Origin of the sequence: Pseudonocardia sp. TRM90224 (genome assembly GCF_021245725.1) — a bacterium.
Lineage (GTDB): Bacteria > Actinomycetota > Actinomycetes > Mycobacteriales > Pseudonocardiaceae > Pseudonocardia.
This window is the reverse complement of the sequence record NZ_JAJGSX010000003.1, coordinates 73,578-93,907: the sequence shown is the minus strand read 5'-3', so window position 1 is coordinate 93,907 and position 20,330 is coordinate 73,578. Positions and strand designations below refer to the sequence as shown.

22 protein-coding genes are annotated in these 20,330 nt (G+C 72.5%); 12 read left to right on the top strand and 10 right to left on the bottom strand.

Features of this window, described 5'->3' with window-relative positions; all coding sequences use genetic code 11:
- Nucleotides 1-2: 2 nt before the first annotated feature.
- The 4 genes from LL648_RS04620 to LL648_RS04605 all read right to left on the bottom strand — a co-directional run bounded on the left by LL648_RS04620 (nucleotide 3) and on the right by LL648_RS04605 (nucleotide 2,557).
- Entirely contained in the window at nucleotides 3-593 is a 591-nt protein-coding gene (locus tag LL648_RS04620; RefSeq protein ID WP_232661141.1) for a copper resistance CopC family protein, read from the bottom strand.
- Nucleotides 590-1,318, bottom strand: coding sequence for a YcnI family copper-binding membrane protein (locus LL648_RS04615; protein ID WP_232661140.1), 729 nt, complete (start codon nucleotides 1,316-1,318; stop codon nucleotides 590-592). The genes LL648_RS04620 and LL648_RS04615 overlap by 4 nt, the downstream gene beginning before the upstream one ends.
- A 46-nt stretch (nucleotides 1,319-1,364) precedes the next feature.
- Nucleotides 1,365-1,895, bottom strand: coding sequence for a hypothetical protein (locus tag LL648_RS04610; RefSeq protein WP_232661139.1), 531 nt, complete (start codon nucleotides 1,893-1,895; stop codon nucleotides 1,365-1,367).
- 179 nt (nucleotides 1,896-2,074) lie between these two features.
- Nucleotides 2,075-2,557 carry a DUF6474 family protein gene (locus LL648_RS04605; protein ID WP_232661138.1) on the bottom strand — a complete coding sequence of 161 codons (483 nt, stop codon included), beginning with the start codon at nucleotides 2,555-2,557 and terminating at the stop codon, nucleotides 2,075-2,077.
- A gap of 169 nt (nucleotides 2,558-2,726) precedes the next feature.
- Here LL648_RS04605 and LL648_RS04600 point away from each other — a divergent pair, with 169 nt between their 5' ends.
- Together LL648_RS04600 and LL648_RS04595 are read left to right on the top strand one after the other, a co-directional pair.
- A complete protein-coding gene (locus LL648_RS04600; protein ID WP_232661837.1) occupies nucleotides 2,727-4,391 on the top strand; it encodes a TM0106 family RecB-like putative nuclease in 1,665 nt (554 codons plus the stop codon).
- A gap of 62 nt (nucleotides 4,392-4,453) precedes the next feature.
- A complete protein-coding gene (locus LL648_RS04595) occupies nucleotides 4,454-5,758 on the top strand; it encodes a UDP-glucose dehydrogenase family protein (protein ID WP_232661137.1) in 1,305 nt (434 codons plus the stop codon).
- Here the strand turns inward: LL648_RS04595 and LL648_RS04590 are convergent.
- A complete protein-coding gene (locus LL648_RS04590; RefSeq protein WP_232661136.1) occupies nucleotides 5,732-6,109 on the bottom strand; it encodes a MerR family transcriptional regulator in 378 nt (125 codons plus the stop codon). The genes LL648_RS04595 and LL648_RS04590 overlap by 27 nt on opposite strands.
- Before the next feature lie 59 nt (nucleotides 6,110-6,168).
- Between LL648_RS04590 and LL648_RS04585 the strand changes: the two genes are divergently transcribed.
- The 3 genes from LL648_RS04585 (at nucleotide 6,169) to msrA (ending at nucleotide 9,676) form a co-directional block, all read left to right on the top strand.
- Complete coding sequence (locus tag LL648_RS04585) at nucleotides 6,169-7,053, top strand: NAD(P)-dependent oxidoreductase (protein WP_232661135.1); 885 nt, start codon at nucleotides 6,169-6,171, stop codon at nucleotides 7,051-7,053.
- 53 nt (nucleotides 7,054-7,106) lie between these two features.
- Nucleotides 7,107-8,900 carry a gamma-glutamyltransferase family protein gene (locus LL648_RS04580; protein ID WP_232661134.1) on the top strand — a complete coding sequence of 598 codons (1,794 nt, stop codon included), beginning with the start codon at nucleotides 7,107-7,109 and terminating at the stop codon, nucleotides 8,898-8,900.
- A gap of 113 nt (nucleotides 8,901-9,013) precedes the next feature.
- Nucleotides 9,014-9,676 carry a peptide-methionine (S)-S-oxide reductase MsrA gene (gene msrA / locus LL648_RS04575; protein ID WP_232661133.1) on the top strand — a complete coding sequence of 221 codons (663 nt, stop codon included), beginning with the start codon at nucleotides 9,014-9,016 and terminating at the stop codon, nucleotides 9,674-9,676.
- Between the two features lie 8 nt (nucleotides 9,677-9,684).
- On the opposite strand, the gene LL648_RS04570 is transcribed toward msrA, so the two are convergent.
- Entirely contained in the window at nucleotides 9,685-10,614 is a 930-nt protein-coding gene (locus LL648_RS04570) for a hypothetical protein (RefSeq protein WP_232661132.1), read from the bottom strand.
- Between the two features lie 250 nt (nucleotides 10,615-10,864).
- On the opposite strand from LL648_RS04570, the gene LL648_RS04565 reads away from it, so the two are divergent.
- Together LL648_RS04565 and LL648_RS04560 are read left to right on the top strand one after the other, a co-directional pair.
- Nucleotides 10,865-11,080: a hypothetical protein gene (locus LL648_RS04565; protein WP_232661131.1), complete on the top strand. Its 216-nt coding sequence runs from the start codon at nucleotides 10,865-10,867 to the stop codon at nucleotides 11,078-11,080.
- A gap of 86 nt (nucleotides 11,081-11,166) precedes the next feature.
- Entirely contained in the window at nucleotides 11,167-11,907 is a 741-nt protein-coding gene (locus LL648_RS04560; RefSeq protein WP_232661130.1) for an SAM-dependent methyltransferase, read from the top strand.
- Between the two features lies 1 nt (nucleotide 11,908).
- Here the strand turns inward: LL648_RS04560 and LL648_RS04555 are convergent, their stop codons facing one another.
- On the bottom strand, nucleotides 11,909-12,559 hold the full coding sequence (locus LL648_RS04555) for a hypothetical protein (RefSeq protein ID WP_232661129.1): 651 nt from the start codon (nucleotides 12,557-12,559) through the stop codon (nucleotides 11,909-11,911).
- Nucleotides 12,560-12,707: 148 nt separating this feature from the next.
- On the opposite strand from LL648_RS04555, the gene LL648_RS04550 reads away from it, so the two are divergent.
- Complete coding sequence (locus LL648_RS04550; RefSeq protein WP_232661128.1) at nucleotides 12,708-13,346, top strand: TetR/AcrR family transcriptional regulator; 639 nt, start codon at nucleotides 12,708-12,710, stop codon at nucleotides 13,344-13,346.
- A 17-nt stretch (nucleotides 13,347-13,363) separates the two neighbouring features.
- Here LL648_RS04550 and LL648_RS04545 read toward each other — a convergent pair whose 3' ends face one another.
- Together LL648_RS04545 and LL648_RS04540 are read right to left on the bottom strand one after the other, a co-directional pair.
- Complete coding sequence (locus LL648_RS04545) at nucleotides 13,364-13,921, bottom strand: hypothetical protein (protein WP_232661127.1); 558 nt, start codon at nucleotides 13,919-13,921, stop codon at nucleotides 13,364-13,366.
- A 218-nt stretch (nucleotides 13,922-14,139) separates the two neighbouring features.
- Nucleotides 14,140-14,349, bottom strand: coding sequence for a hypothetical protein (locus LL648_RS04540; RefSeq protein WP_232661126.1), 210 nt, complete (start codon nucleotides 14,347-14,349; stop codon nucleotides 14,140-14,142).
- 72 nt (nucleotides 14,350-14,421) lie between these two features.
- On the opposite strand from LL648_RS04540, the gene LL648_RS44990 reads away from it, so the two are divergent.
- Entirely contained in the window at nucleotides 14,422-14,952 is a 531-nt protein-coding gene (locus tag LL648_RS44990; protein WP_232661125.1) for a methylated-DNA--[protein]-cysteine S-methyltransferase, read from the top strand.
- Here the strand turns inward: LL648_RS44990 and LL648_RS04530 are convergent.
- Nucleotides 14,910-17,534 (bottom strand): MFS transporter, encoded by a 2,625-nt coding sequence (locus LL648_RS04530; RefSeq protein ID WP_232661124.1) that lies wholly within the window; start codon nucleotides 17,532-17,534, stop codon nucleotides 14,910-14,912. The genes LL648_RS44990 and LL648_RS04530 overlap by 43 nt on opposite strands.
- Nucleotides 17,535-17,684: 150 nt before the next feature.
- Here LL648_RS04530 and LL648_RS04525 point away from each other — a divergent pair, with 150 nt between their 5' ends.
- The 3 genes from LL648_RS04525 (at nucleotide 17,685) to LL648_RS04515 (ending at nucleotide 20,320) form a co-directional block, all read left to right on the top strand.
- Entirely contained in the window at nucleotides 17,685-18,905 is a 1,221-nt protein-coding gene (locus LL648_RS04525) for a cytochrome P450 (RefSeq protein ID WP_232661123.1), read from the top strand.
- Between the two features lie 83 nt (nucleotides 18,906-18,988).
- Nucleotides 18,989-19,429 carry a hypothetical protein gene (locus LL648_RS04520; RefSeq protein WP_232661122.1) on the top strand — a complete coding sequence of 147 codons (441 nt, stop codon included), beginning with the start codon at nucleotides 18,989-18,991 and terminating at the stop codon, nucleotides 19,427-19,429.
- Between the two features lie 15 nt (nucleotides 19,430-19,444).
- Nucleotides 19,445-20,320, top strand: coding sequence for an Fpg/Nei family DNA glycosylase (locus LL648_RS04515; protein ID WP_232661121.1), 876 nt, complete (start codon nucleotides 19,445-19,447; stop codon nucleotides 20,318-20,320).
- Nucleotides 20,321-20,330 lie beyond the last annotated feature (10 nt).

Below are 20,330 nucleotides of genomic sequence, written 5' to 3'. Positions count from 1 at the left end.
GCTCAGCTCCGCCCGAGCCGCAGCGCCGCGAAGACGCCCGCCGCCACGGCGACGACCGCGCCGACGATCCACGGCCACACGGGCGCGCCGCCGTCGCCCCCGCCGCTGGCGGAGGGAGCGGCCTCCGTCCTCGGGGCTGCCGTCGTCTGTGCTGCCGTCGTCGGGGCCGCGGTGGGCGCGGCCGTGGTGGCCGGCGCCGCGCTGGAGGTGGCGGTCCCCGCCGTGGTCAGCGTGAACGCGACCTTCCCCGTGACGGGGTGCCCGTCCTCGGAGATCACGCGGTAGCCGATCTCGTAGGTGCCGGCCGGGCCGAGCGGCTTCACCGCGACCGCGACGGTGCCGCCTTGCGCGGTGACCTCGCCCGACTCGTATCGACCGCCGTCCGGACCGACGACGGTGACCGTCGAGAACCCGGGCTGCATCGTCTCGTTGAAGGTCAGCGAGACGCGTGCGGGCGCGGCCGCGAGGCTCGTGCCGTCGGCCGGGTCGCTGCTGATCAGCCGGGTGTGCGCGAACGCGCTGCCGGCGCCGGCGACCAGCGCGATCGTGCAGAGCAGCGTGAGTGCCGCCCCGCGCAGTGCGCCGCGGTTCATCCGCCGCTCCCCGCGTTCGACTTCCGGCTGCGCAGCACCGCACCGCCGCCGACCCCGACGCCGAGCGCGCCGACGAGGAGGCCGGCGCCGCCGAGCCAGCGAGCGGTGGTGTCGGTCGCCGCCGAGGCGCTCTGCTCCGTCGCCGACGGCGCGTGGTGGCCGCCCTCACCGGTCGCGGGGGTCAGCGTCAGAACCGGCGCGGGACGCTCCGGCTCCGAGCCGTCCGCCGGGCTGGGCTGGTCCCACGCGACGACCTCGCCGTCGTCGTAGGTCTGGATGGCGGGCAGTTCCAGCTTCGTCACGTCGGACGGCAGCGGGCCGAGCGAGAGCGGGAACTCCAGGTACTCCCCGGGCCCGATGCGGGTGCCGGGGTTCGCCGTCCACGTCACGGTGGAGACGGCCTCGGTGATCGTGCGCCCGTGGCTCTGGATGGGCGTGGCCAGCGGCGCCTTGACCATCTGCGCGGTCCACCCCGCCACGGGTGTGGTGCGCACGGAGGTGATCGGGTGGTCGGCCGGCAGCCGGACCTCCAGCTTGATGGTGCCTGCGGTGTCGGACTCGTTGGGCACGCGCATGTTCACGACGCTGTAGCCGCCCTGCTCGGCCTCGCCGGGCTGGGCGGTGACGTGCGCGAACGCGGGGACCGCCCCGATGAGGGCGGCGGCCGTGGCGACGGTCAGTACGGTGCCGGCGCGCAGTGCGGACCGGCGTGGGGATGAAGGCATGGTTGTTCTCCGGTGATGTCCCTGGAGGGGCGGGTGAGGGGAGGGGTCAGCACCCCACCGGAGGGCCGCGGCGCGCCACGGCTGTCGCCATCGTGCGCGCGAGCAGCAACGGGATCTCGGCTGCCGGAACGGCGAGCGTGATCAGGGGCCGGGAGACCGGCGGGCGCGCCCAGCGGCGCGGGAGCACCCGGCGCACGGCGGCGCGGACGGCGGCAACCGCGGCGTCGGCGTAGCGGAGCGCGACCGCCATCACGAGCGTGACCAGCGCGTGCATCGTGACCATCTGCGCCGGGTCGAACGCCGCCGCGGCCGTGACGTGCGCCGGGTGCAGCAGCTCCATCAGGTGGTGCAGCGCCAGCTGGCCGGCGCCCAGCGTCGCGACCGTGCCCGTCGCGCTGCGGCAGCGCCGGGCGAACGAGCTGAAGACGGCCGCGAGCATCGGCAGCAGGACGACCAGGATGCCCAGCTCGGGAAGGGTGCCGCCACCGGCGACGTGCCCGACCGAGGTGGCCAGCGCGCACAGGCAGGCGAGCACGACCGAGCGCGCAGTGCCACCGCCCACCCGCACGCCCTCCACGGACGAGGACGCTAGCCGCAGTCACCGGGACGAGCGACCACCGGCCCGGTGAGCGAGCAGGAGTACGGGCCCGGCGGGGAGGGCAGGAAAGCCACTTTCCGGCCCTCACAGGGCAGGAAAGTGGCTTTCCTGCCCTCGGCCGGAGGCCGCCGCGAGACCACGGGGCCCACGGCGCAGCGCTACGTCGGGATGCCCAGGTGCTTGAGCAGCGCCACCTCGACGTTGTCGAGCTCCCGGCCGATGGCCCGGTACGCCGTGCGGCGGCGGGTCGCCGGCATCTGCTCGGCGGCGCGCACGGCGATGGCGAGGTCGGTGATGCGAGGGCGGGTCTCCTCGGCGAACTTGCGGGCCGCGCCGGTCGCATGGCCCTCCGCGCCGGAGTCGAGCTCGTTGAGCGCGATGGCGACGCGGGAGATGCGGGCGTGCAGGGAGCCGCCAGCGCCGGAGTAGGCGCCGAGCTCGTCGGGCGCGACGCCGAGGCGCCCGGCGCGGTAGTTGTCCCAGGTGGCGCGGGCGAGCCCGGCCGCGGCGATCGCGTACGGCGCGAGCAGCGGGGCGACGACCTTGCCCACCCCGATCAGCCTCTTGGCCCGCGCCGCGGTCAGCGGCTGCCGCGCGGAAACGTCCGCAGCGGTCTTGCCGGACCGTCGCAGGAGTGCCATCGGCTCACCCTTCCTCGATCCCGACGGAGGTGATCAGTCGAGATTCGACAGCTTAGGCGGACACGCTGGGCGTCGCGCGACGCACTGCGTGTCGTGGCGCTCGCTCGGAGTGTCGGGGTCGGTCACTACCCTCAACGTCGTGACGGCAATCGAGAACCGGGCGCCCGGTATGGCCCCGCACCGCTCCGACGGGGTGGTGCTCGATGCTGCGGCCCTCACCCGCTGCCGTCGCCGGATCCACCTCGACCACGATCCCGGTGCCGCGGCCGCGCCGCGCGCGCTGCCCGATCCGGCGTTGGAGCAGCGCCGGGCCGATGCTGCCGACCACCGGATCCGCATCGGCGAGCAGCTGGCCGAGGCGTGCGGCGAGGGCTGGGCCGCGGTCCCGGCCGGGCTCACGTCCCGCGAGCGGGTCGCGGCCACCGCGGCGGCCGTCGCGGATGGCGCCGCGATGATCTGGAACGCCGTGCTCCCGTCGCGGTCCGGCCGGCGCGGCGGCGCCGAGCTGCTGGTGAGGATGCCGGGCGGCGGGTACGTCCCGGTCATCGTCGTGCGCCACCGGATCACCGATCCCGGCGAGGGCGCGCTCACTTCCCCGGTGCTGCAGCCGTGGCCGCGGCGGGCGCAGCTCGACGCCGAGCGCAGGGTGCGCTCGCAGCCGCGCGATCTGCTTCGCCTCGCTCACCTGCACCGCATGCTCGAGGCCGAGGGCTGGGCGCCGCTGCCGGAGACCGTGCATTCCGAGTACGGCGGAGTGATCGGTATGGACGCCGACGTCGTCGTGTGGCACGACCTGCGGGCCGGCCACTGGCCCGGCGCTCGCTCCACCATGTCGGAGTACGACGACCGCTTCGCCGACCGCACCGCCGTCGCCACCGCCGCCGCGACGGGCGAGCCCGCGCTGGCGGAGCCGTCGCGGATCACCGAGTGCCGGCGTTGTCCCTGGTGGCCGACGTGCGAGGCCGCGCTGGCCGGCGTGCAGGACGTCAGCCTCGTCGTGCGCGGTGAGGTCGCCGGGATGCTCAGGGGGGTCGGGGTCTCGACGGTCGCGGCGCTGGCCGCGCTCGACCCGTCGGCCGAGACGATCGTGCCGGGCGTCCCGCTCGACGACATGATCGCGTTGGCCAGGGCGTGGCAGCGCGACCTCTCCGTGGTCCGCAAGGTGCCCGCGGTGCACGTGCGCAGGGCCGACATCGAGATCGACGTCGACATGGAGAGCTTCGGCGAGGCCGGCGCCTACATGTGGGGTGTGCTGCTCAGCTACCCGGGCGGGGCCCGGCCCGGCGACGAGCCGGCGGGTTACCGCGCGTTCGCGACCTGGGACCCGGTGCCGACCGTCGACGAGGCGCGCTCGTTCGCCGAGTTCTGGGAGTGGCTCTCGCGGATGCGCGCCACCGCCGCGGCGTCGGGCCGCACGATCGCCGCCTACTGCTACAACGAGCAGGCCGAGAACCGCTGGCTGATCGCGTCGGCGGAGCGGTTCGCCGGCATGCCGGGCATCCCGCCGCTGGCCGAGGTCGAGGCGTTCATCGCCGAGCCGAACTGGGTCGACGTCTTCGCGATCGTCGACGAGTGGTTCCTCTGCGCCCACGGCAAGGGCCTCAAGCGCATCGCGCCGGCAGCCGGTTTCGCCTGGCAGGACGCCGAGGCGAGCGGGGAGAACTCGATGCGCTGGTACCGCGATGCCGTCGGGATGGACGGCGCGCCGCCCGACATGGTCCAGCGCGAGCGGCTCGTCGCCTACAACGCCGACGACGTCGCCGCCACCCGCGCGGTCAGGGAGTGGATGACGTCCCCCGCGATCGACGAGGTACCGCTCGCAGCCGACCTGTGATCGCCATGTAGTGGCTTCCGCGCATCCAACGTCCCGTCACCCGGGTGGCGGAGCATCGCGGCATGTTCGCCCGTCGCATCGCCGTGATCGGATCCGGGTACGTCGGCCTCACCACGGGGGCGTGCCTCGCGTCGCTGGGGCATCGGGTCGTGTGCGCCGACATCGACGCCGCCAAGATCGCCCGGTTGCGCCGGGGTGAGGTCGACATCCTCGAACCGGGGCTGCCCGAGCTGGTCGTCGAGAACCAGGTCGCCGGCCGGCTCGAGTTCGTCGTCGGTGCCCGGGAGGCGATCTCTCGCCCCGACGGACAGCCCGTAGAGGTGGTGTTCCTCTGCGTCCCGACGCCGATGGGCGAGGGTGGCGCCGCCGACCTGCGTGCCGTCCAGGCGGTCGCGGCGGAGATCCGGCACCTGCTGCCGAGCGGGTGCGTCGTCGTCAACAAGTCGACGGTGCCGGTCGGCACGGCCGATGCCACATTGCGGCTGCTCAACCGGCGTGACGTCGCCGTGGTCAGCAACCCGGAGTTCCTCCGCGAAGGCACCGCGGTGCACGACTTCCTGCACCCCGACCGGATCGTCGTCGGCTGCGACGCGCAGGACGCCGCGGAACGGGTGGCCGCGCTCTACTCCAAGCTCGGCGCGCCGACCGTGCTCACCGACGCCGCGAGCGCGGAGATGGTCAAGTACGCCGCCAACTGCTTCCTCGCGATGAAGCTCTCGTACGTGAACGCGCTCGCCGAGCTGTGCGACCTGCTCGGTGCCGACGTCGGCGATGTGACCGAGGGGATGGGGTACGACAAGCGGATCGGCCAGTCGTTCCTCAAGCCCGGGCCCGGCTGGGGCGGCTCGTGCCTGCCGAAGGACACCAACGCGCTCGTGCAGGTCGCCGCCGCGGCCGGCCGGGAGCTGCCGCTGGTCAGCGCCAGCATCGCGACCAACGAGCGGCAGCGTGCGCTGATGGTCGACAAGATCCGCGACGCCGTCGGCGGCGACCTCGCCGGCCGGCGCATCGGCCTGCTCGGGCTCACGTTCAAGGCCGGCACGGACGACCTGCGTGACTCGCCCGCGCTCGGGGTGGCGGCGCTGCTCGTCGCGGAGGGCGCCGAACTGAGCGGCTACGACCCCGGCTGTCCGGCGGCGGTGCCTGGGGTGACCGACGACGTCAGGGTCGTCGACGAGCCGATGCTCGCGGCGAAGGACGCCGCGGCGCTCGTCGTGCTGACCGAGTGGCCCGAGTTCCGCTCCCTCGACTGGTCGGCCATCGGCGGTGTGATGGACAACCGGACCGTCGTGGACACCCGCAACCTGCTCGATCCCGACATCCTGCGCCGGGCCGGCATCTCATGGGTGGGCGTCGGCCGCCGCTGATCTCGATTCGAGGATCCGGTCGAGCAGGTCACGCGCTGTCTGCAGCTCGGTGATGGCGTCGGAGATGCGGGTGCGCTCGTCGGCGAGGTAGACGGCGAGGTCGTCGGGGCAGGTCGAGGCCACGTCCTCGTCGCTGACCTCGACGATGCACGGCAGGACCTCCGCGATCGTGCGGGTGGGCAGGCCCGCGGCGAGCAGGGTCCGGATCCGCCGGACGGCCCCGACGGCGTCCTCGCCGTACTCGCGGTACCCGCTCTCGCGGCGGTGCGGCGCGAGCATGCCCTGCTGCTCGTAGTACCGCAGCGCGCGCTGGCTCACCCCGGTCCGCCGGGAGAGCTCGCCGATCTTCATGTGACGCCCCTCACGTCCGGTGGACTCTGACACTGACGTCAGACTTTAGCGTTCGACCCATGGCACCCGAACCCACCCTTCCGCCGGTCACCGTGATCGGCCTCGGCCCCATGGGCCACGCGCTCGCCGCCGCTTTCCTCGCCGCCGGCCACCCCACGACCGTTTGGAACCGGACGCCCGGCAAGGGTGCCGACCTGGAGGGCGCGCTGCACGCGGCGACCGCCGAGGACGCCGTCCGCGCCTCCGACGTGGTTGTCGTCTGCGTGCGTGACGACGCCGCCTTGCACCAGGTGCTCGATCCGGCCGCCGTGGCACTCGCCGGCCGCACGCTCGTCAACTTCACGACGTCGACGCCACGGGAGGCCCGCAACACGGCGGCGTGGGCCGTGGCGAACGGCGCCCGCGCGCTCGACGGCGTGATCTTCGCTCGGACCGTCGACATCGGTACGGCGAGCGCTTCGGTCCTGTACGCGGGCGACGAGCAGGTCTTCGCCGACCGTCGACCGACGCTGGCCGTACTGGGCGGCGCCGACCACGTCGGCACCGACGCCGGCTCCGCGGCGGTCTACGACACCGTCCTGCACGACAGCTTCTGGACGTCCGTGAGCGGCCTGCTGCACTCGTTCGCGCTCGCCAAGGCGAGCGGGATCAGCGGTGCGGCCGTGGCGCCGTTCCTCCGCTCCAGCGCCACCATGCTCGACGGGATGATCGACGCCATGGCGGCCGAGCTCGACGCCGGGCGGTACTCCGCGGAGGAGGTCGACGTTGCCGGCGCCGGCGTGGTCGTCCGCCGGGTGCTCGACGTCGTCGAGGAGACCGGGTTGGACGCGCCGGCGCTGCGGTCGTTCGCCGAACTGCTCGAGCGGGCGGTCGACGCCGGGCACGGGCGCGCCGGGCTCGTCCACCTGACCGAAGTGATCGGTCGCGAGCCGGCACCCCTCTGAGGAGTTCGCCACCTCGTGCGGCGAGCGGCCGCCAGGGCGGCCATGATCGGGCCATGGCGCCGACGAAGCACGAGCAGCGGGGCCCGCGTGGCGCGGCCTCCAGCACCCACTACCTCGGCACGTCCACCGCGATGGCGGTGCTCGCCCGCGGCGGCAACGCCTTCGACGCCGCCGTGGCCGCGGGGTTCGTCCTGCAGGTCGTGGAGCCGCACCTGTGTGGCCCCGGCGGTGAGGTGCCGGCGGTCTTCGTGACGGCGTCCGACCCGACCCCGCGGGTGCTCTGCGGCCAGGGTGTCGCACCGGCCGCCGCGACGACCGGGCTGCTGCGCGACGAACTGGGCCTCGAGATCGTGCCCGGCACCGGCCTGCTCCCGGCCACCGTCCCCGGCGCGTGGGACGGCTGGCTGACGCTCCTGCGCGACCATGGGACGCTGACGCTCGCCGAGGTGCTCGAACCGGCCATCGGCTACGCGGACGGCGGGTTTCCGCTGGTCCCACGCATCCCGCTGACCATCGACACCGTCCGCCAGCACTTCGAGACCCACTGGCCGAGCTCCGCGGAGACGTGGCTGTCCGGCGGGTCGGTGCCCAGCGGGGTGCACACCCTGCCGGTGCTCGCCGCGACCTGGCGAAAGCTCCTGGTCGCCGCCGCGGCGGCGGGCACCGACCGGGTCGCGCAGATCGACGCGGCGCGGGACGCCTGGTACCGCGGGTTCGTCGCCGAGGAGATCGAGGCGTTCTGCCGCACCCCCGTCCGCGACGAATCGGGCCGCGACCACGCCGGCCTGCTCACCGCTGACGACATGGCCGGCTGGTCGGCGACGTACGAGGACGCCGTGACCGTCGACGTCGGCGACGGGTGGTCGGTGGCGAAGGGCGGCGCTTGGTCGCAGGGCCCGGTCCTGCCGCAGGCCTTGCAGCTGCTGCGCGGCACCGAGCCGGCCTATCCCGACGGAATCGCGTCGGCCGCGACCGTGCACAACTCGGTGGAGGCGCTGAAGCTCGCCTTCGCCGACCGGGAGGCCTGGTACGGCGACAGTGCGCCGGTGCCGCTCGCGACGCTGGTCTCGGCCGCCTACGCGGATGAGCGCAGGGCGTTGATCGGCGAGTCGGCGTCGCTCGAGCTGCGGCCGGGCAGCCCGGACGGTCAGCGGCCGCGCCTCGCTGCGTACGCGGAACGGGCCGGCGCCGCGCGGGGTGACGGTGTGAGCGGCCCCGGTGCCGGTCTCGGCGAGCCGACCGTCAGCCGGTCCGGCGTGATGCGCGGCGACACCGTGCACGTCGACGTGGTCGACGCCGCCGGCAACATGATCTCGGCGACGCCGTCCGGTGGCTGGCTGCAGTCGTCCCCGACGATCCCGGCGCTGGGTTTCTGCCTCGGCACCCGCGGCCAGATGTTCTGGCTCGACGACGGGCTGCCGTCGTCGCTGGTGCCCGGGCGGCGGCCGCGCACGACTCTCTCGCCGTCGCTCGGTCTCCGCGACGGCGAGCCGTGGCTCGCGTTCGGGACGCCCGGCGGCGACCAGCAGGACCAGTGGCAGCTGTGCTTCTGGCTCGCGCACACCGTCGGCGGGCTCGACCTGCAGGCCGCGATCGACGCCCCCACGTGGCACTCGACCGCCTTCCCGTCTTCGTTCGCGCCGCGCGGGTGGGAGCCGGGCGGGCTGGTCGCGGAGTCGCGGCTCGGCGAGGCGACGTTCGCGGAGCTGCGCCGTCGCGGCCACGTCGTCGAGGACGCGGGGGAGTGGGTGCTCGGCAGGCTCTGCGCGGTCGGGCGGGGCGACGGCCCGCTGCTGCGCGCCGCGGCCGACACCCGGAGCGGCGTGGGCGCGGCAGCCGCGCTGTGACATCGATTTGGACGTCGACAACGACGAAATGGCTGTTTGTGAGCGCTAACATCAGCCATTACGTCGTTGTCGACGGTCCCCACCCCGGCCACGTCCGCGCGTAGCCTGTCCGGATGGGTCTGTTCCGGCGTGAACCGCCACAGATGATCACAGCTGACCGGGCGATCCCCGGTCGGTCGACGCCGCTGTCGGTGCCTACCGCGCACTTCGTCAACGGCCACCGCATCCAGCCACCCTTCCCGGAAGGCCTGGAGACGGCCGTCTTCGGCATGGGCTGCTTCTGGGGAGCCGAGCGCATGTTCTGGCAAACCGAGGGCGTCCACTCGACGGCCGTCGGCTACGCGGGCGGGTTCACCGAGAACCCGACGTACGAGGAGACGTGTTCCGGCCGCACCGGCCACACGGAGGTAGTGCTCGTGGTCTTCGACCCCGCCGAGGTGAGCTACGAGTCGCTCCTCACGACGTTCTGGGAAGGCCACGACCCCACGCAGGGCATGCGGCAGGGCAACGACCGCGGCACGCAGTACCGCTCCGCCCTCTACTACGGCAACGACGTCCAGCGCGAAGCCGCCGAGGCGAGCGCCGCCGCATACGGCCGGGCGCTCAAGGCGAGCCGGTACGGCGAGATCACCACCGAGATCGCCCCGCTCGCCCGGTTCTTCTACGCCGAGGAGTACCACCAGCAGTACCTCGCCAAGGTGCCGAACGGCTACTGCGGGATCGGTGGCACCGGTGTGGCGTGCCCGACCGGCGTCGCGGTGGAGGCGGACCGGTAGGCCGCCGCTCACACCTCGCCGACGAAGATCGCCGGGTCGCCGAGGAAGGTGGGTGCGACCTCCACCTGCAGCTCACCCGTCGGCCCGCCGAGTGACAGCGCCACCGAGAAGGTCATCGACTTGCCGGGCAGCACCGTGCCCTGCGGGTTCTCGCTGCCGCGCTCGGCGTCGAAGACCTTCGAGACCGGTCGGCCGCCGTGGGTCGCCCTGACCTGCGTCAGCACGGCGTCGAACGGTTTGTCGGAATCGTTGGACACGGTGACGTCGAACGTGACGGCGCGATCGCCGTCGTGCCCGGCGGCGAACCGGCCCGGTCGATACGCCTTAGGCTCGGTGATCTGGACGGCCAGCCCGTTGTCGAAGGCGACCCGCTCACCGAACGCAGCGGTGCCCGCTCCGGTGGTCGGTTGCTGCAGGGGCGCCGATCCCGGTACCGCAGGAGCGCCTACGGGCGCCGGGCCGGCGAGGTCGTTCGCAAGCTTGTCCACCGCCCCGAACACGATGGTGATCCCCCAGATCCCGAGCGCGAGCGCCGCGACGGCCAGCACGAGACCGGTGATCGTGGTCCCGCCGTTGGTTGCGTGGCCCTTGCGGACGCGCGACCGGCCGGCGAGGGCGAGCGGGATGGCGATGAGCGCGCAAACGACCGCGATGAACCCGGTGAGCGGGATGAGCCCGAACAGGATCCCGACGGGGGCGACGATCACGGCGGCGAGCCCGAGGCCGTTGCGCGGCGGCGTGCGCGTCGGCGCCGGGAGGGGATGGCGCGGGAGCCCGTACGGGTCGGTGGCGAGGCGACCGCGAGCATCGGCCTCGGCGACGTCGCGCTCAGCGCGCATCCGGGCGACCGCGGCGTCGGCGACGGCCCGCTCCTCCGCGGTTAGGCCATCCGGCCGGTGGTGCTGGGCGTGCCGAGCTGGTTGGTTCGGGTGGGACATGGGGAGCTGTCTCCTCGATCATTCGGCCCCGACGCCATCACAACCCTCGGCGAGGGACGAGACGCCGTTACCTTCCGCAGCTGACTGGCTACGCGGAGCGGCGTCGTAGGGTCGGCGCAGCAGCCGCCGACCGGCAGCGCGGGGAGGGATCCCGACCGCCTGACCGATGATGAGCCGCAGGCGCATGCCACGCGCGGGGGCGCGAAATCGTGGTGCGGATGCGCGCAGGGACAACGATTCCGGGGGAAGAATGTACGAGTTCGCGGCCTGGCCGGCCGTTGTGGCCGTGTGGGGTTTCCTGGTCGAGAACGGTATGGGTTTGATCGTCCTGACCCTCGCCGGCACCGGCGGGTGCTGGGCCGGGATCCACCTGGCCGACCGGGTCAACCAGCAGTTCCTCGACAAGCACGGCGTGTATCCGATCGAGTACGCCAGGACCAGGATCTGGGGAAACAGGAGGAAATGAAGGCAAAGGGAAGGCGTTAGTTACCTCTGTCACCCGATTGTAGAGTGACTCGACCGCTCGGTTTCACAGGTCGAGGAGTGCTTTCAATGGACGACCACCCCGCCGATTTACGTTTCGACGTTCCGCATTCCGCACGGATCTGGAACCACTGGTTGGGCGGGACGGACAACTTCGCCGCCGACCGGGCGGCCGGTGATGCGGTGGTCGAGCAGTACCCGCAGGTCCGCCTGCTCGCGCGGGAGTCGCGGCAGTTCCTCGTCCGCGCCGTCCGGTTCCTGGCGGGCGCGGCAGGTGTCGACCAGTTCTTGGACATCGGGGCCGGGTTGCCGACGATGGAGAACACGCACCAGGTCGCCCAAGGCATCAACCCCGCATCCCGTGTCGTCTACGTCGACAACGATCCGCTTGTCCTCGTGCACGCGCGTGCTCTCCTGGCTGATTCGACGCCGGAGGGCGCGACCACCTATATCCGTGCCGACGTACGCGAGCCCGGGTCGCTCATCGAGCAGGCCCGTCGGCACCTGGACTTCGATCGGCCGGTCGCGGTCATGCTGCTCGGGGTGATGGGCGACGCGACACCGGATCCCGACGACATGAAGGCCGTGGTCCGCACGTTGATGGCGGCAGTTCCGCCGGGCAGCCATCTCGCGCTCGGCGACGGCGCCGCAACCCGGGCGGGCCGGCAGCCCGAGCAGATCGCCGAGTGCTTCGCCGGGTTGAAGCTCGTCGAGCCGGGAGTCGTCTCGGTGACGCGATGGCGTCCCGACGCGGAGTCCGCCGTCCTGGAGGACCTCCCCGCGGTGGCCGGGGTGGCGCGCAAGCCGTGAGTCAGAGCGAGTCGACGAACCGGCGCGCGACGTCCTGCATCGCGCGAGCTCCTTCGTCGTCGACCTCCGCCGTGTAGAACTCGCCGCTGCCGTAGGCCATGAACACCATCAGCCCGACCCGCGTGACGACGATCCGCGCGCCGAACCTCGATTCGTCCACCTTCCCGACTGTCGTCGCCGCGACGAACGCCTCGTCGCCGAGGCCGTTCACGTCCCTCGTCGCCCACTTCCAGTCGGCGCCGTCGGCGGTGCGTCCGGTTGCGCAGGCGGAGATCGCCCTGCGGAAGCCCGCGAGCACGTCCGCGGCGACGTCGGCGGTCGGGTACGTGCCGAGCTGGCGCGCGCTGTGGTACTCGGGGCCGGTCCGGGAGACCGTGCGGAAGCTGACGCGCTGCCGGTCGGTCGGGTAGGCGGTCGGGCCGCACGGGTCGAGCAGCCACTTCTGGCCCGGCGACCGGTCGGTGGTCCAGTCCGTCGCCTCCTGCGGAGAGGCGCTGCGCTGACCTTCGTCGGGCAGCAGCGGCTCGGGCGGCGGCGTTGCCGCGGGCTGGGTGATAGCCGCGGTCGGATCCGGCTGGGCGCAGGCGGTGGGCGCGAGCGCGGTCAACGTGATCAGCGCGATCGCGGCTGCGTGCCGTCCTGAGCGACCCATGCGACTCCCTCTCCCGCGGATGCCAGATCGTTGCACGGCGCGACCGAGCAATCACGTACTGCATCAGCCTGATACTGGAAGATGATCGTGTAATGCAATACTGGCACGCCATGGTGTAATGACGTTCCAGTGAACGAGGGGAGAGCACGTGCCCAGGTCGACGGCCAACGCCCAACGCGCCGAGGCGACCCGCCGGCGCATCGTGGCCGCGGCGGGTCCGCTCTTCGCGGAGCAGGGCTACCTGGAGACGACGATGGCTGCGCTCGCGCGTGCGGCCGGGGTCGCGGTTCAGACGCTCTACCTCTCCTTCGGCAGCAAGTCGGCCGTCCTGGAGGCCGCGCTGGCCGCGGCGGCCGAGGATCAGCCGTCCGGGTGGGTGCAGCGGCTGCGCGACGAACCCGATGGCCTCGCCGCGCTGCGCGAGCACATCACCACCACGACCGTCCTGCTGGAACGTCGCCACCCCCTGCTGACGGTGCTCCGCTCGGCCGCGGCCGACCCGGAGCCCGCCGCGGTGCTGGAGAGAGCAGGAGCGGCGGCCTTCGCCTTCCACGCGGCGGCCGTCGACGAGCTGGCGGAGAAGGACGGCTTCACCGACCGCATCTCGCTGCAGCGCGCCACGGAGATCGTCGCCGCGACGCTGTCCCCCGACCTGTACGGGCACCTCGTCGTCCACCACGGGTGGCCGAGCGGCGACTGGACGGGCTGGACGGCCCGGCACCTGGGCGCCGACCTCTTCCCGAAGCTGGACGCCGAGGGAACGGGCTGGTCCAGCCTTAGCTCGTGATCTCCCGGGGCGGTCGATCAGGTGGGTCGGGTGCTCCGGTCGAGCATCGCCTCTGCCTCCGCCAGCGCAGCGGCCGACCAGCGGTAGCCGTCCCGGAGCGGGTGTCCGATCGCGGGCCCCGGTTGGTCGGCGACCTTGCGGAGGCGGCGGGAAATGCGGCGCCAGACGGACAGGTAGTGGGGGTAGGTGACGAGGTCACCCTCGGTCGTGTAGACGGCATCGACCACGCAGACGTCGCGGGCCGTGGGCCCGGCGGAGGGGCGCCAGATGGTCGTAGTGGCGGACTGGACGAGCAGGAAGCCGTTGTAGGAGCACCGCTTTTCGTACGTCGCGCCGTCCGTCAGCAGGGGATGCGATCGCGTCAGGGTGGACGACCAGATCCACATGTTGGCTCGGTGACCGGACCGGGTGCGGCCGTGGTGCTCGATACGCACATCGTCTTCGGCCCAGGCGTGCGACTCGCGACTCCCGTCGGGGGCGGCGCGCGGATCGACACCGGTCAGGTGCCACGGTCCCAGTTCGTCGGGCAAGCCTGCACGAACCGCGGCGCCGAACTCCTCGGTGGTGACGTGCACGGTGCACCGCTGCCCACCTCGGCGGTACCAGCCGCCGAGCTCGAGCCTCACCTGAGCCGGCTCGTCCGGTGCCACCACTCGCCCACCCGCCACCGTCCCAGCCTAGGGCTCCGGCCGGAGGTCATCCCGGGTGTCGGGGAGGGCCGGAAAGCCACTTTCCTGCCCTGTGGGGGCCGGAAAGTGGCTTTCCTGCCCTTGCATGGACCGCGAGCTGCGAACTAGTCGCGCCGCGCGTGCAGCACCGCCGCCACGATCAGCCAGATGACGGCGGCCGGGAGGAGGAAGAAGAGGGTCGGTGCGCCGATGGTGAGGGCGAGCTCGCGAACCGTCGTCGGGCCGGTGTCCAGCACGAACGCGAGGACGATCAGCCCGGCGGCGATGGTCACGGCCGTCAGCGGCCACCGCACCGCCTTGAGCAACCCGGACATCCTGCCTCCTCGTGCCGCCCGTCGAGCATCTCACGCCAGGGAACTGTCGGAGCAGTCCTGTAAACAGTCTGTGTGGCATTCACCTGGAGTGTGATCCCCGCGCCGGCGCCGATCGGCGCGCTGACGATCGGGGTCACCGGGGCGGGGCTCGCGCTCGTCGCGTTCGGCGATGTGCCGGAGGCGGCCGCGCGGGCGGCCGAGCGCCTCGGGGAGCCGCTCGAACAGGGTCCGGCGACCGACGCCGCTGCCAGGGAGCTGCGCGAGTACCTCGCCGGCGAGCGCCGCACGTTCGAGGTGCCGATCGACTGGAGCCTCACGTCGGGCTCGCAGCGGCGGGTGCTCGAAGCGCTGTACGCCACGGTCCCGTTCGGAGCCACCGTCACCTACGGCGAGCTGGCCGTGCGCGGCGAGCTCGGCAGCGCGTACACCGCGGCCCGCGGGGTCGGAGCCATCATGGGCTCCAACCCCATCCCGGTCGTCGTCCCGTGCCACCGCGTGCTCGCCTCCGACGGGCTCGGCGGGTTCGGCGGTGGCAGGGCGACGAAGGAGTGGCTGCTCGCTCAAGAGGGAGTGCTGACGGGCACGCTCGACTTCGGCGTCTGAGGCGTCTGAGGCTCCGCCGGCCGCAGCTCGATCACCGCCGTGGCCTGCGCGCCCGCGGTCACCTCGACTAGCTGCTTGACCGGTGCGTATCCGCTCGCCACGAGCGTGTACGTGCCCGACGCGAGGTCGTGGAACGTGAACGCGCCGTCGGCGCCCGTCACCGCGGAGGCGACGACCGCGCCGTTGCGGTCGACCAGCGTCGCCACGGCCTCCTCGACGGCCTCCCCGCTGGTCGCGGCCGTGATCAGACCGGAGAGCCGGGAGCGGCCTGGCAGCTCCACGTTGCGTTCCGCGTCCTCGCCGGCCGCCAGCGTGATGCGGACGGCCACCGGGTGCTGCCCGGGGCACGCCGCGGTGAGCGTGTAGCTGCCCGCCGGCACCCCGAACAGGCGGAACCACCCGTGGTGGTCGCTCGTGCCGGCTGCCGCGACATCGCCGTGGACGTCGATGAGCGCGACCGTTGCGAGCGCGCCACCGGTCGGGTGCACCGTCCCGTGGACGCCGCTCGTGCCGGCGAGCACGAGGTCGTGCCGGGCGCCGCCCTCGGTCACGCTGACCATCGCGGCATGCGGCTGGTACGCCTCGGCCGTCGCGACCAGCAGGTAGATCCCGCTCGCCGGCACCGGCGCGACGTACCGGCCGTCGGGCCCGGTGCTGACCCGCGCCTGCTGGTGACCGGCCGTGTCCGCGACCGTCACGACGACCTGCGCCAGCGGCCGCCCGTCGGCGCGCAGCGCGATGCCGAGGATCGCCCGCTCGAACATCACCCCGGTGACGATCGGAACGGCCGGGACGGCCGGAGCCACCGGCACCATCGCGTGGCGCCCGTCGTTCACGTGCGCCGACGCGAGCTCGGCGTCGGCGGCCTCGGCCGAGAGCGTGGAGCCCGCGACAGCGGCTTCTGCGAGCGCCGCTTCCTCCGCCGCGGCGGCCTGCGCGCCCGACATCGTCCGCAGCGGCAGCTCCTTGACGAAGAGCACCACGAAGAACGCCAGCGCCAGCACGCACGCGACGATCAGGAAGGTGAGCGTCATCGAGTCGGTGAAGCCCGCGAGGAACGGCCTGGCCAGCCGCTCGTCGATGCGCTGGAGGAACGACGAGTCGGTCAGGACGCTCGATGCCGCGCCGTCGCCGCCGCCCGACAGGGCGGCGAGCACCGGCCGGTTGGCGGGATCGGCCCGCACGGCCGGGTCCGCGAGCGCGGCCTGGAACTGCGGCGATGCCGCGGCGGTGCGGAACTCGTCGCCGATGTTGCCGGTGACGGTGCTGAACACGATCGAGAGGAACACCGCGGTCCCCAGCGTGCCGCCGAGCTGCCGGAAGAACGTCGACGACGCCGTCGCAACACCCATGTCCCGCGCCGGGACGGCGTTCTGCACGGCCAGCACGAGGGTCTGCATGCACTGCCCGAGCCCCAGCCCGAACATCGCCATGTAGAGGTCCAGCTCCCAGAGCGGGATGTCGACGGTGATCCGGAAGTGCATGAGCAGCATCGCGCCGACCATCAGCGCGGTCCCGATCACCGGGAAGATCTTGTAACGGCCGGTGCGGGAGGTGATCTGGCCCGAGATGATCGAGGCCAGCATGATTCCCGCGACCAGCGGGAGCATAAGGAAGCCCGCCTCCGTCGGCGTCGCGCCGTGGACGATCTGCAGGAACTGCGGCAGCAGCGCCATCCCGCCGAACATGCCGGCGCCGATGATGACCCCGGCGAGGCTGGTGAGGGCGAAGACCCGGGTGCGGAACAGCCGCAGCGGGAGCAGCGCGTCGTCGCCGTAGGCGCGTTCGGCCAGCAGGAACAGCACGAGCCCCACCGCGCCGACGGCGTAGCAGATCAGCGCGTTGGCGGAGCTCCAGCCCCACTCGCGGCCCTGCTCGGCGACGATCAGCAGCGGCACCAGGAACACCGCGAGCGTGAGCGCGCCGGGCCAGTCGATGCGGTGCTTGCGCGGCATGTGCGGCACGTTCAGCACCCTGGCGACGACGGCCAGCGCGATGACCCCCAGCGGCACGTTGACCAGGAAGATCCAGCGCCAGCCGTCGATGCCGGCGATGGTGGCCTGCCCGGAGAAGAGCCCGCCGATCACCGGCCCCAGCACGCTGGACGTCCCGAAGACGGCCAGGATGTAGCCCTGGTAGCGGGCGCGCTGCCGCGGCGGGACGATGTCGCCGAGGATCGTGAGCGCGAGCGAGAACAGACCGCCCGCGCCGAGGCCCTGCACGGCGCGGAAGATCGCCAGCTCGTACATCGACTGCGCGAAGGTGCAGAGCACCGAGCCGATCACGAAGATCGTGATGGCGGTCAGGAAGAGCGGCTTGCGCCCGTAGATGTCGGAGAGCTTGCCGTAGAGCGGCGTGCTGATCGTGCCCGTGATCAGGAACGCCGTGGTCGCCCACGCCTGCAGGCTCAGCCCGCCGAGGTCGTCGGCGATCGTCCGGATGGCCGTCGAGACGACGGTCTGGTCCAGCGCGGCGAGGAACATCCCCAGCGCGAGCCCGGCGAGGATCGTGAGCACCTGCCGGTGGCTCAGCTCCCCCGACGGCTTCGCAACCGCCTGTTCCGGAGTGGCTTCGGTGGTCATGCGGAACTCCTGCGCTATCTTCTTTACCAACGCTTTGCTTGTAGCAAGCATCGACTTGCTTGTCTCAAGCATGCGCTCGGCGATCGATCAGCGGCAACCGGATCGGCCCGGGGAGTTCCGTGATCCCGAACACCGGGGTAGGAGTGAGCCGTGCCGAACGTCTTCGATCCCCGCGTCTTCGCCGCCGCCGTCCCGCACGACGCGCTTCGCGAGCTGCGCGACGACGCCCCCGTGAGCTGGCAGGACGAGCACGAGGTCGGGATCTGGCCGGCCGGGCCGGGCTTCTGGGCCGTCACCCGCTACGACGACGTGCGGCACGTACTGCGCTCGCCGGCCGACTTCTCCTCCTCGCTCGGTGCGACGCAGATCCGCGATCCCGATCCCGACGACCTGCCGTTCATCCGCCGGATGATCCTGAACATGGACCCGCCCGAGCAGGTGCGGCTGCGCACGCTGGTCACGGGCGCGTTCACGCGGCGCAGGCTGGAGAAGTTCGCCGAGACCGTCCAGGAACGGGCGGCGACGCTGCTCGCGGCGGCGGCCGGCGGGTGCGACCTGCCGAAGGACGTCACCGACGACCTGCCGCTGCAGAACCTCTCCGACCTGCTCGGCGTGCCGGCGGCCGACCGCGCGCTGCTGCTGGAGTGGACGAACAGGGTGATCGGCTACCAGGACCCCGAGCACGCCACGGTCGTCACCGGGGCGGACGGCCGCCCGGTCAACCCGCGCTCTCCCGCGATGCTCGCCGACATGTTCGGCTACGCCGAGTCGTTGGCCGAGCGCAAGCGCGCCGAGCCCGCCGACGACGTCATGACGGCGCTCGTGCAGGCCGAGGTCGACGGCGAGCGGCTCACCGGGGCCGAGCTGAAGATGTTCTTCTTCCTGCTGGTCGTCGCCGGCAACGACACGGTCCGCAGCGCGCTCCCCGGCGGGGTGCTGATGCTCTTGGAGAACCCGGACGCCTATCGCGAGCTGCGGGAACGTCCGGAGCTGCTGCCCTCGGCCGTCGAGGAGATGCTGCGCTTGCACCCTCCGGTGCTGACGTTCCGGCGCACCGCTACCCGCGACATGGAGCTGGCCGGCGCCCGGATCGCGCAGGGCGACAAGGTGGTCGTCTACCACGTCTCGGCCAACGTCGACGAGCGCCGGTTCGCCGACCCGTTCCGGTTCGATCTCCACCGGCAGCCGAACGAGCACCTCGCGTTCGGCCAGGGGCCGCACCTGTGCCTCGGCGCGGCGTTCGCGCGGCTGCAGATGCGGGCCTTCTTCACCGAGTTCCTCCGGCTGCCCGTCGCGCGGCTCGACGGGCCGCCGCGGCGGCTGACGTCGAACTTCATCAACGGGCTCACCAGCCTCCCCGTCCGCTGGTGAGCGATTCCTCCCCGTAGACCCCCACTTGTGGGAAAGTGGAGGGGCCCTCTTCTCCACCGGCACGAACGATCGGGCAGGAACGAATGCGGACCAAGACCGTCATCGGTGTCGACTCGCGTGAGTGGTCCGTGCGCCGCAACATCGAGTGGTCGCTGCCGGCCACGGGCGACGACTTCGAGCACGACGTCGACGGCGGCCGCGGAGCGGCGGTGCTCATCCTCTCGGCGCTCTTCCTGTTCTGGTTGATCATCGCGCTGTGGCGGCCCGCGCAGGTGCACATCCCGTGGTACCTGTGGGTCCTCGCCGCACTTGTGGTGCTGTTCTTCCCCGTGCGCTGGTGGCTGCGCCGGCCCTGGACGGTCGTCGCCGAGACGGCGGGCAGCTACGACCTGCCGGCCGAGCGCTGGACGGGGCTCGTGCGCGGCGGCTCCAAGGCGAAGGAGGAGCTGCGCATCGTCATCCGCAGGCTGCGCACCCAGGGCACCCCGGGCCACGCCGACAGCCCGCTCCAACCGGTCAACTAGACACCAGGTCCTGCCGTGCCAGAGCTCCCCGAGATCGAAGCGCTCGCCCACCACCTGCGCGAACACGCGCTCTACCGGCCGGTGGCGCGGATCGACCTGGCCTCGATGAGCGCGGTCAAGACGTTCGACCCGCCGGTGTCCGCGCTGGTGGGGCGGGTGGTCACGGGCGCGTCCCGCTACGGCAAGTTCCTCTCCGTCGAGTTCCAGGACAAGCCCGACGAGGGGCTGCACCTGATCACGCACCTGTCCAGGGCCGGCTGGCTGCGCTGGCACGAGACCGCCACGGCCACCCCGCCGAAGCCCGGTCGCGGCCCGTTGGAGCTGCGGGTGCACCTCGACCACGTCGGCGGCCCCGGGTTCGACCTCACCGAGGCCGGCACGCAGAAGCGGCTCGCCGTCTACCTCGTGCGCGACCCGCAGGAGGTGCCGGGCATCGCGCGGCTGGGGCCCGACGCGCTCGCGCTCTCCCGCGACGAGTTCGGCGAGCTGCTCGCCGGGCACACCGAGCGGATCAAGACCCTGCTCGTCGAGCAGACCGTCATGGCGGGCGTCGGCAACGCCTACAGCGACGAAATACTGCATACCGCGAAGCTCTCCCCGTACGCGGCCTCGGGAAAGCTGAAACCGGAGCAGGTGGACGAGCTCTACGCCGCTCTGCGGTCCGTTCTGACCGATGCGGTCGACCGTTCGGTAGGCCAAAAGGCGGCAGAGCTGAAAGGCGAGAAGCGGTCCGGCCTGCGGGTGCACGCGCGCACCGGCCTGCCCTGCCCTGTCTGCGGCGACACCGTACGGGAGGTGTCCTTCGCCAATAAGTCGTTCCAGTACTGTCCCGGCTGTCAGACCGGCGGCAAGCCGCTTGCCGATCGGCGGTTGTCCCGGCTGGTGAGGTAGATCGTGGACG

What these genes read in the sequence shown, in the direction of transcription:
- msrA (WP_232661133.1), top strand. Translation starts at nt 9,014, where the DNA reads ATGGGTCTGTTCCGGCGTGAACCGCCACAGATGATCACAGCTGACCGG.
- LL648_RS04600 (WP_232661837.1), top strand. Translation starts at nt 2,727, where the DNA reads ATGGCCCCGCACCGCTCCGACGGGGTGGTGCTCGATGCTGCGGCCCTC.
- LL648_RS04595 (WP_232661137.1), top strand. Translation starts at nt 4,454, where the DNA reads ATGTTCGCCCGTCGCATCGCCGTGATCGGATCCGGGTACGTCGGCCTC.
- LL648_RS04620 (WP_232661141.1), bottom strand. Translation starts at nt 593, where the DNA reads ATGAACCGCGGCGCACTGCGCGGGGCGGCACTCACGCTGCTCTGCACG.
- LL648_RS04560 (WP_232661130.1), top strand. Translation starts at nt 11,167, where the DNA reads ATGGACGACCACCCCGCCGATTTACGTTTCGACGTTCCGCATTCCGCA.
- LL648_RS04530 (WP_232661124.1), bottom strand. Translation starts at nt 17,534, where the DNA reads ATGACCACCGAAGCCACTCCGGAACAGGCGGTTGCGAAGCCGTCGGGG.
- LL648_RS04585 (WP_232661135.1), top strand. Translation starts at nt 6,169, where the DNA reads ATGGCACCCGAACCCACCCTTCCGCCGGTCACCGTGATCGGCCTCGGC.
- LL648_RS04555 (WP_232661129.1), bottom strand. Translation starts at nt 12,559, where the DNA reads ATGGGTCGCTCAGGACGGCACGCAGCCGCGATCGCGCTGATCACGTTG.
- LL648_RS04605 (WP_232661138.1), bottom strand. Translation starts at nt 2,557, where the DNA reads ATGGCACTCCTGCGACGGTCCGGCAAGACCGCTGCGGACGTTTCCGCG.
- LL648_RS04580 (WP_232661134.1), top strand. Translation starts at nt 7,107, where the DNA reads ATGGCGCCGACGAAGCACGAGCAGCGGGGCCCGCGTGGCGCGGCCTCC.
- LL648_RS04615 (WP_232661140.1), bottom strand. Translation starts at nt 1,318, where the DNA reads ATGCCTTCATCCCCACGCCGGTCCGCACTGCGCGCCGGCACCGTACTG.
- LL648_RS04520 (WP_232661122.1), top strand. Translation starts at nt 18,989, where the DNA reads ATGCGGACCAAGACCGTCATCGGTGTCGACTCGCGTGAGTGGTCCGTG.
- LL648_RS04540 (WP_232661126.1), bottom strand. Translation starts at nt 14,349, where the DNA reads ATGTCCGGGTTGCTCAAGGCGGTGCGGTGGCCGCTGACGGCCGTGACC.
- LL648_RS04565 (WP_232661131.1), top strand. Translation starts at nt 10,865, where the DNA reads ATGTACGAGTTCGCGGCCTGGCCGGCCGTTGTGGCCGTGTGGGGTTTC.
- LL648_RS04590 (WP_232661136.1), bottom strand. Translation starts at nt 6,109, where the DNA reads ATGAAGATCGGCGAGCTCTCCCGGCGGACCGGGGTGAGCCAGCGCGCG.
- LL648_RS04570 (WP_232661132.1), bottom strand. Translation starts at nt 10,614, where the DNA reads ATGTCCCACCCGAACCAACCAGCTCGGCACGCCCAGCACCACCGGCCG.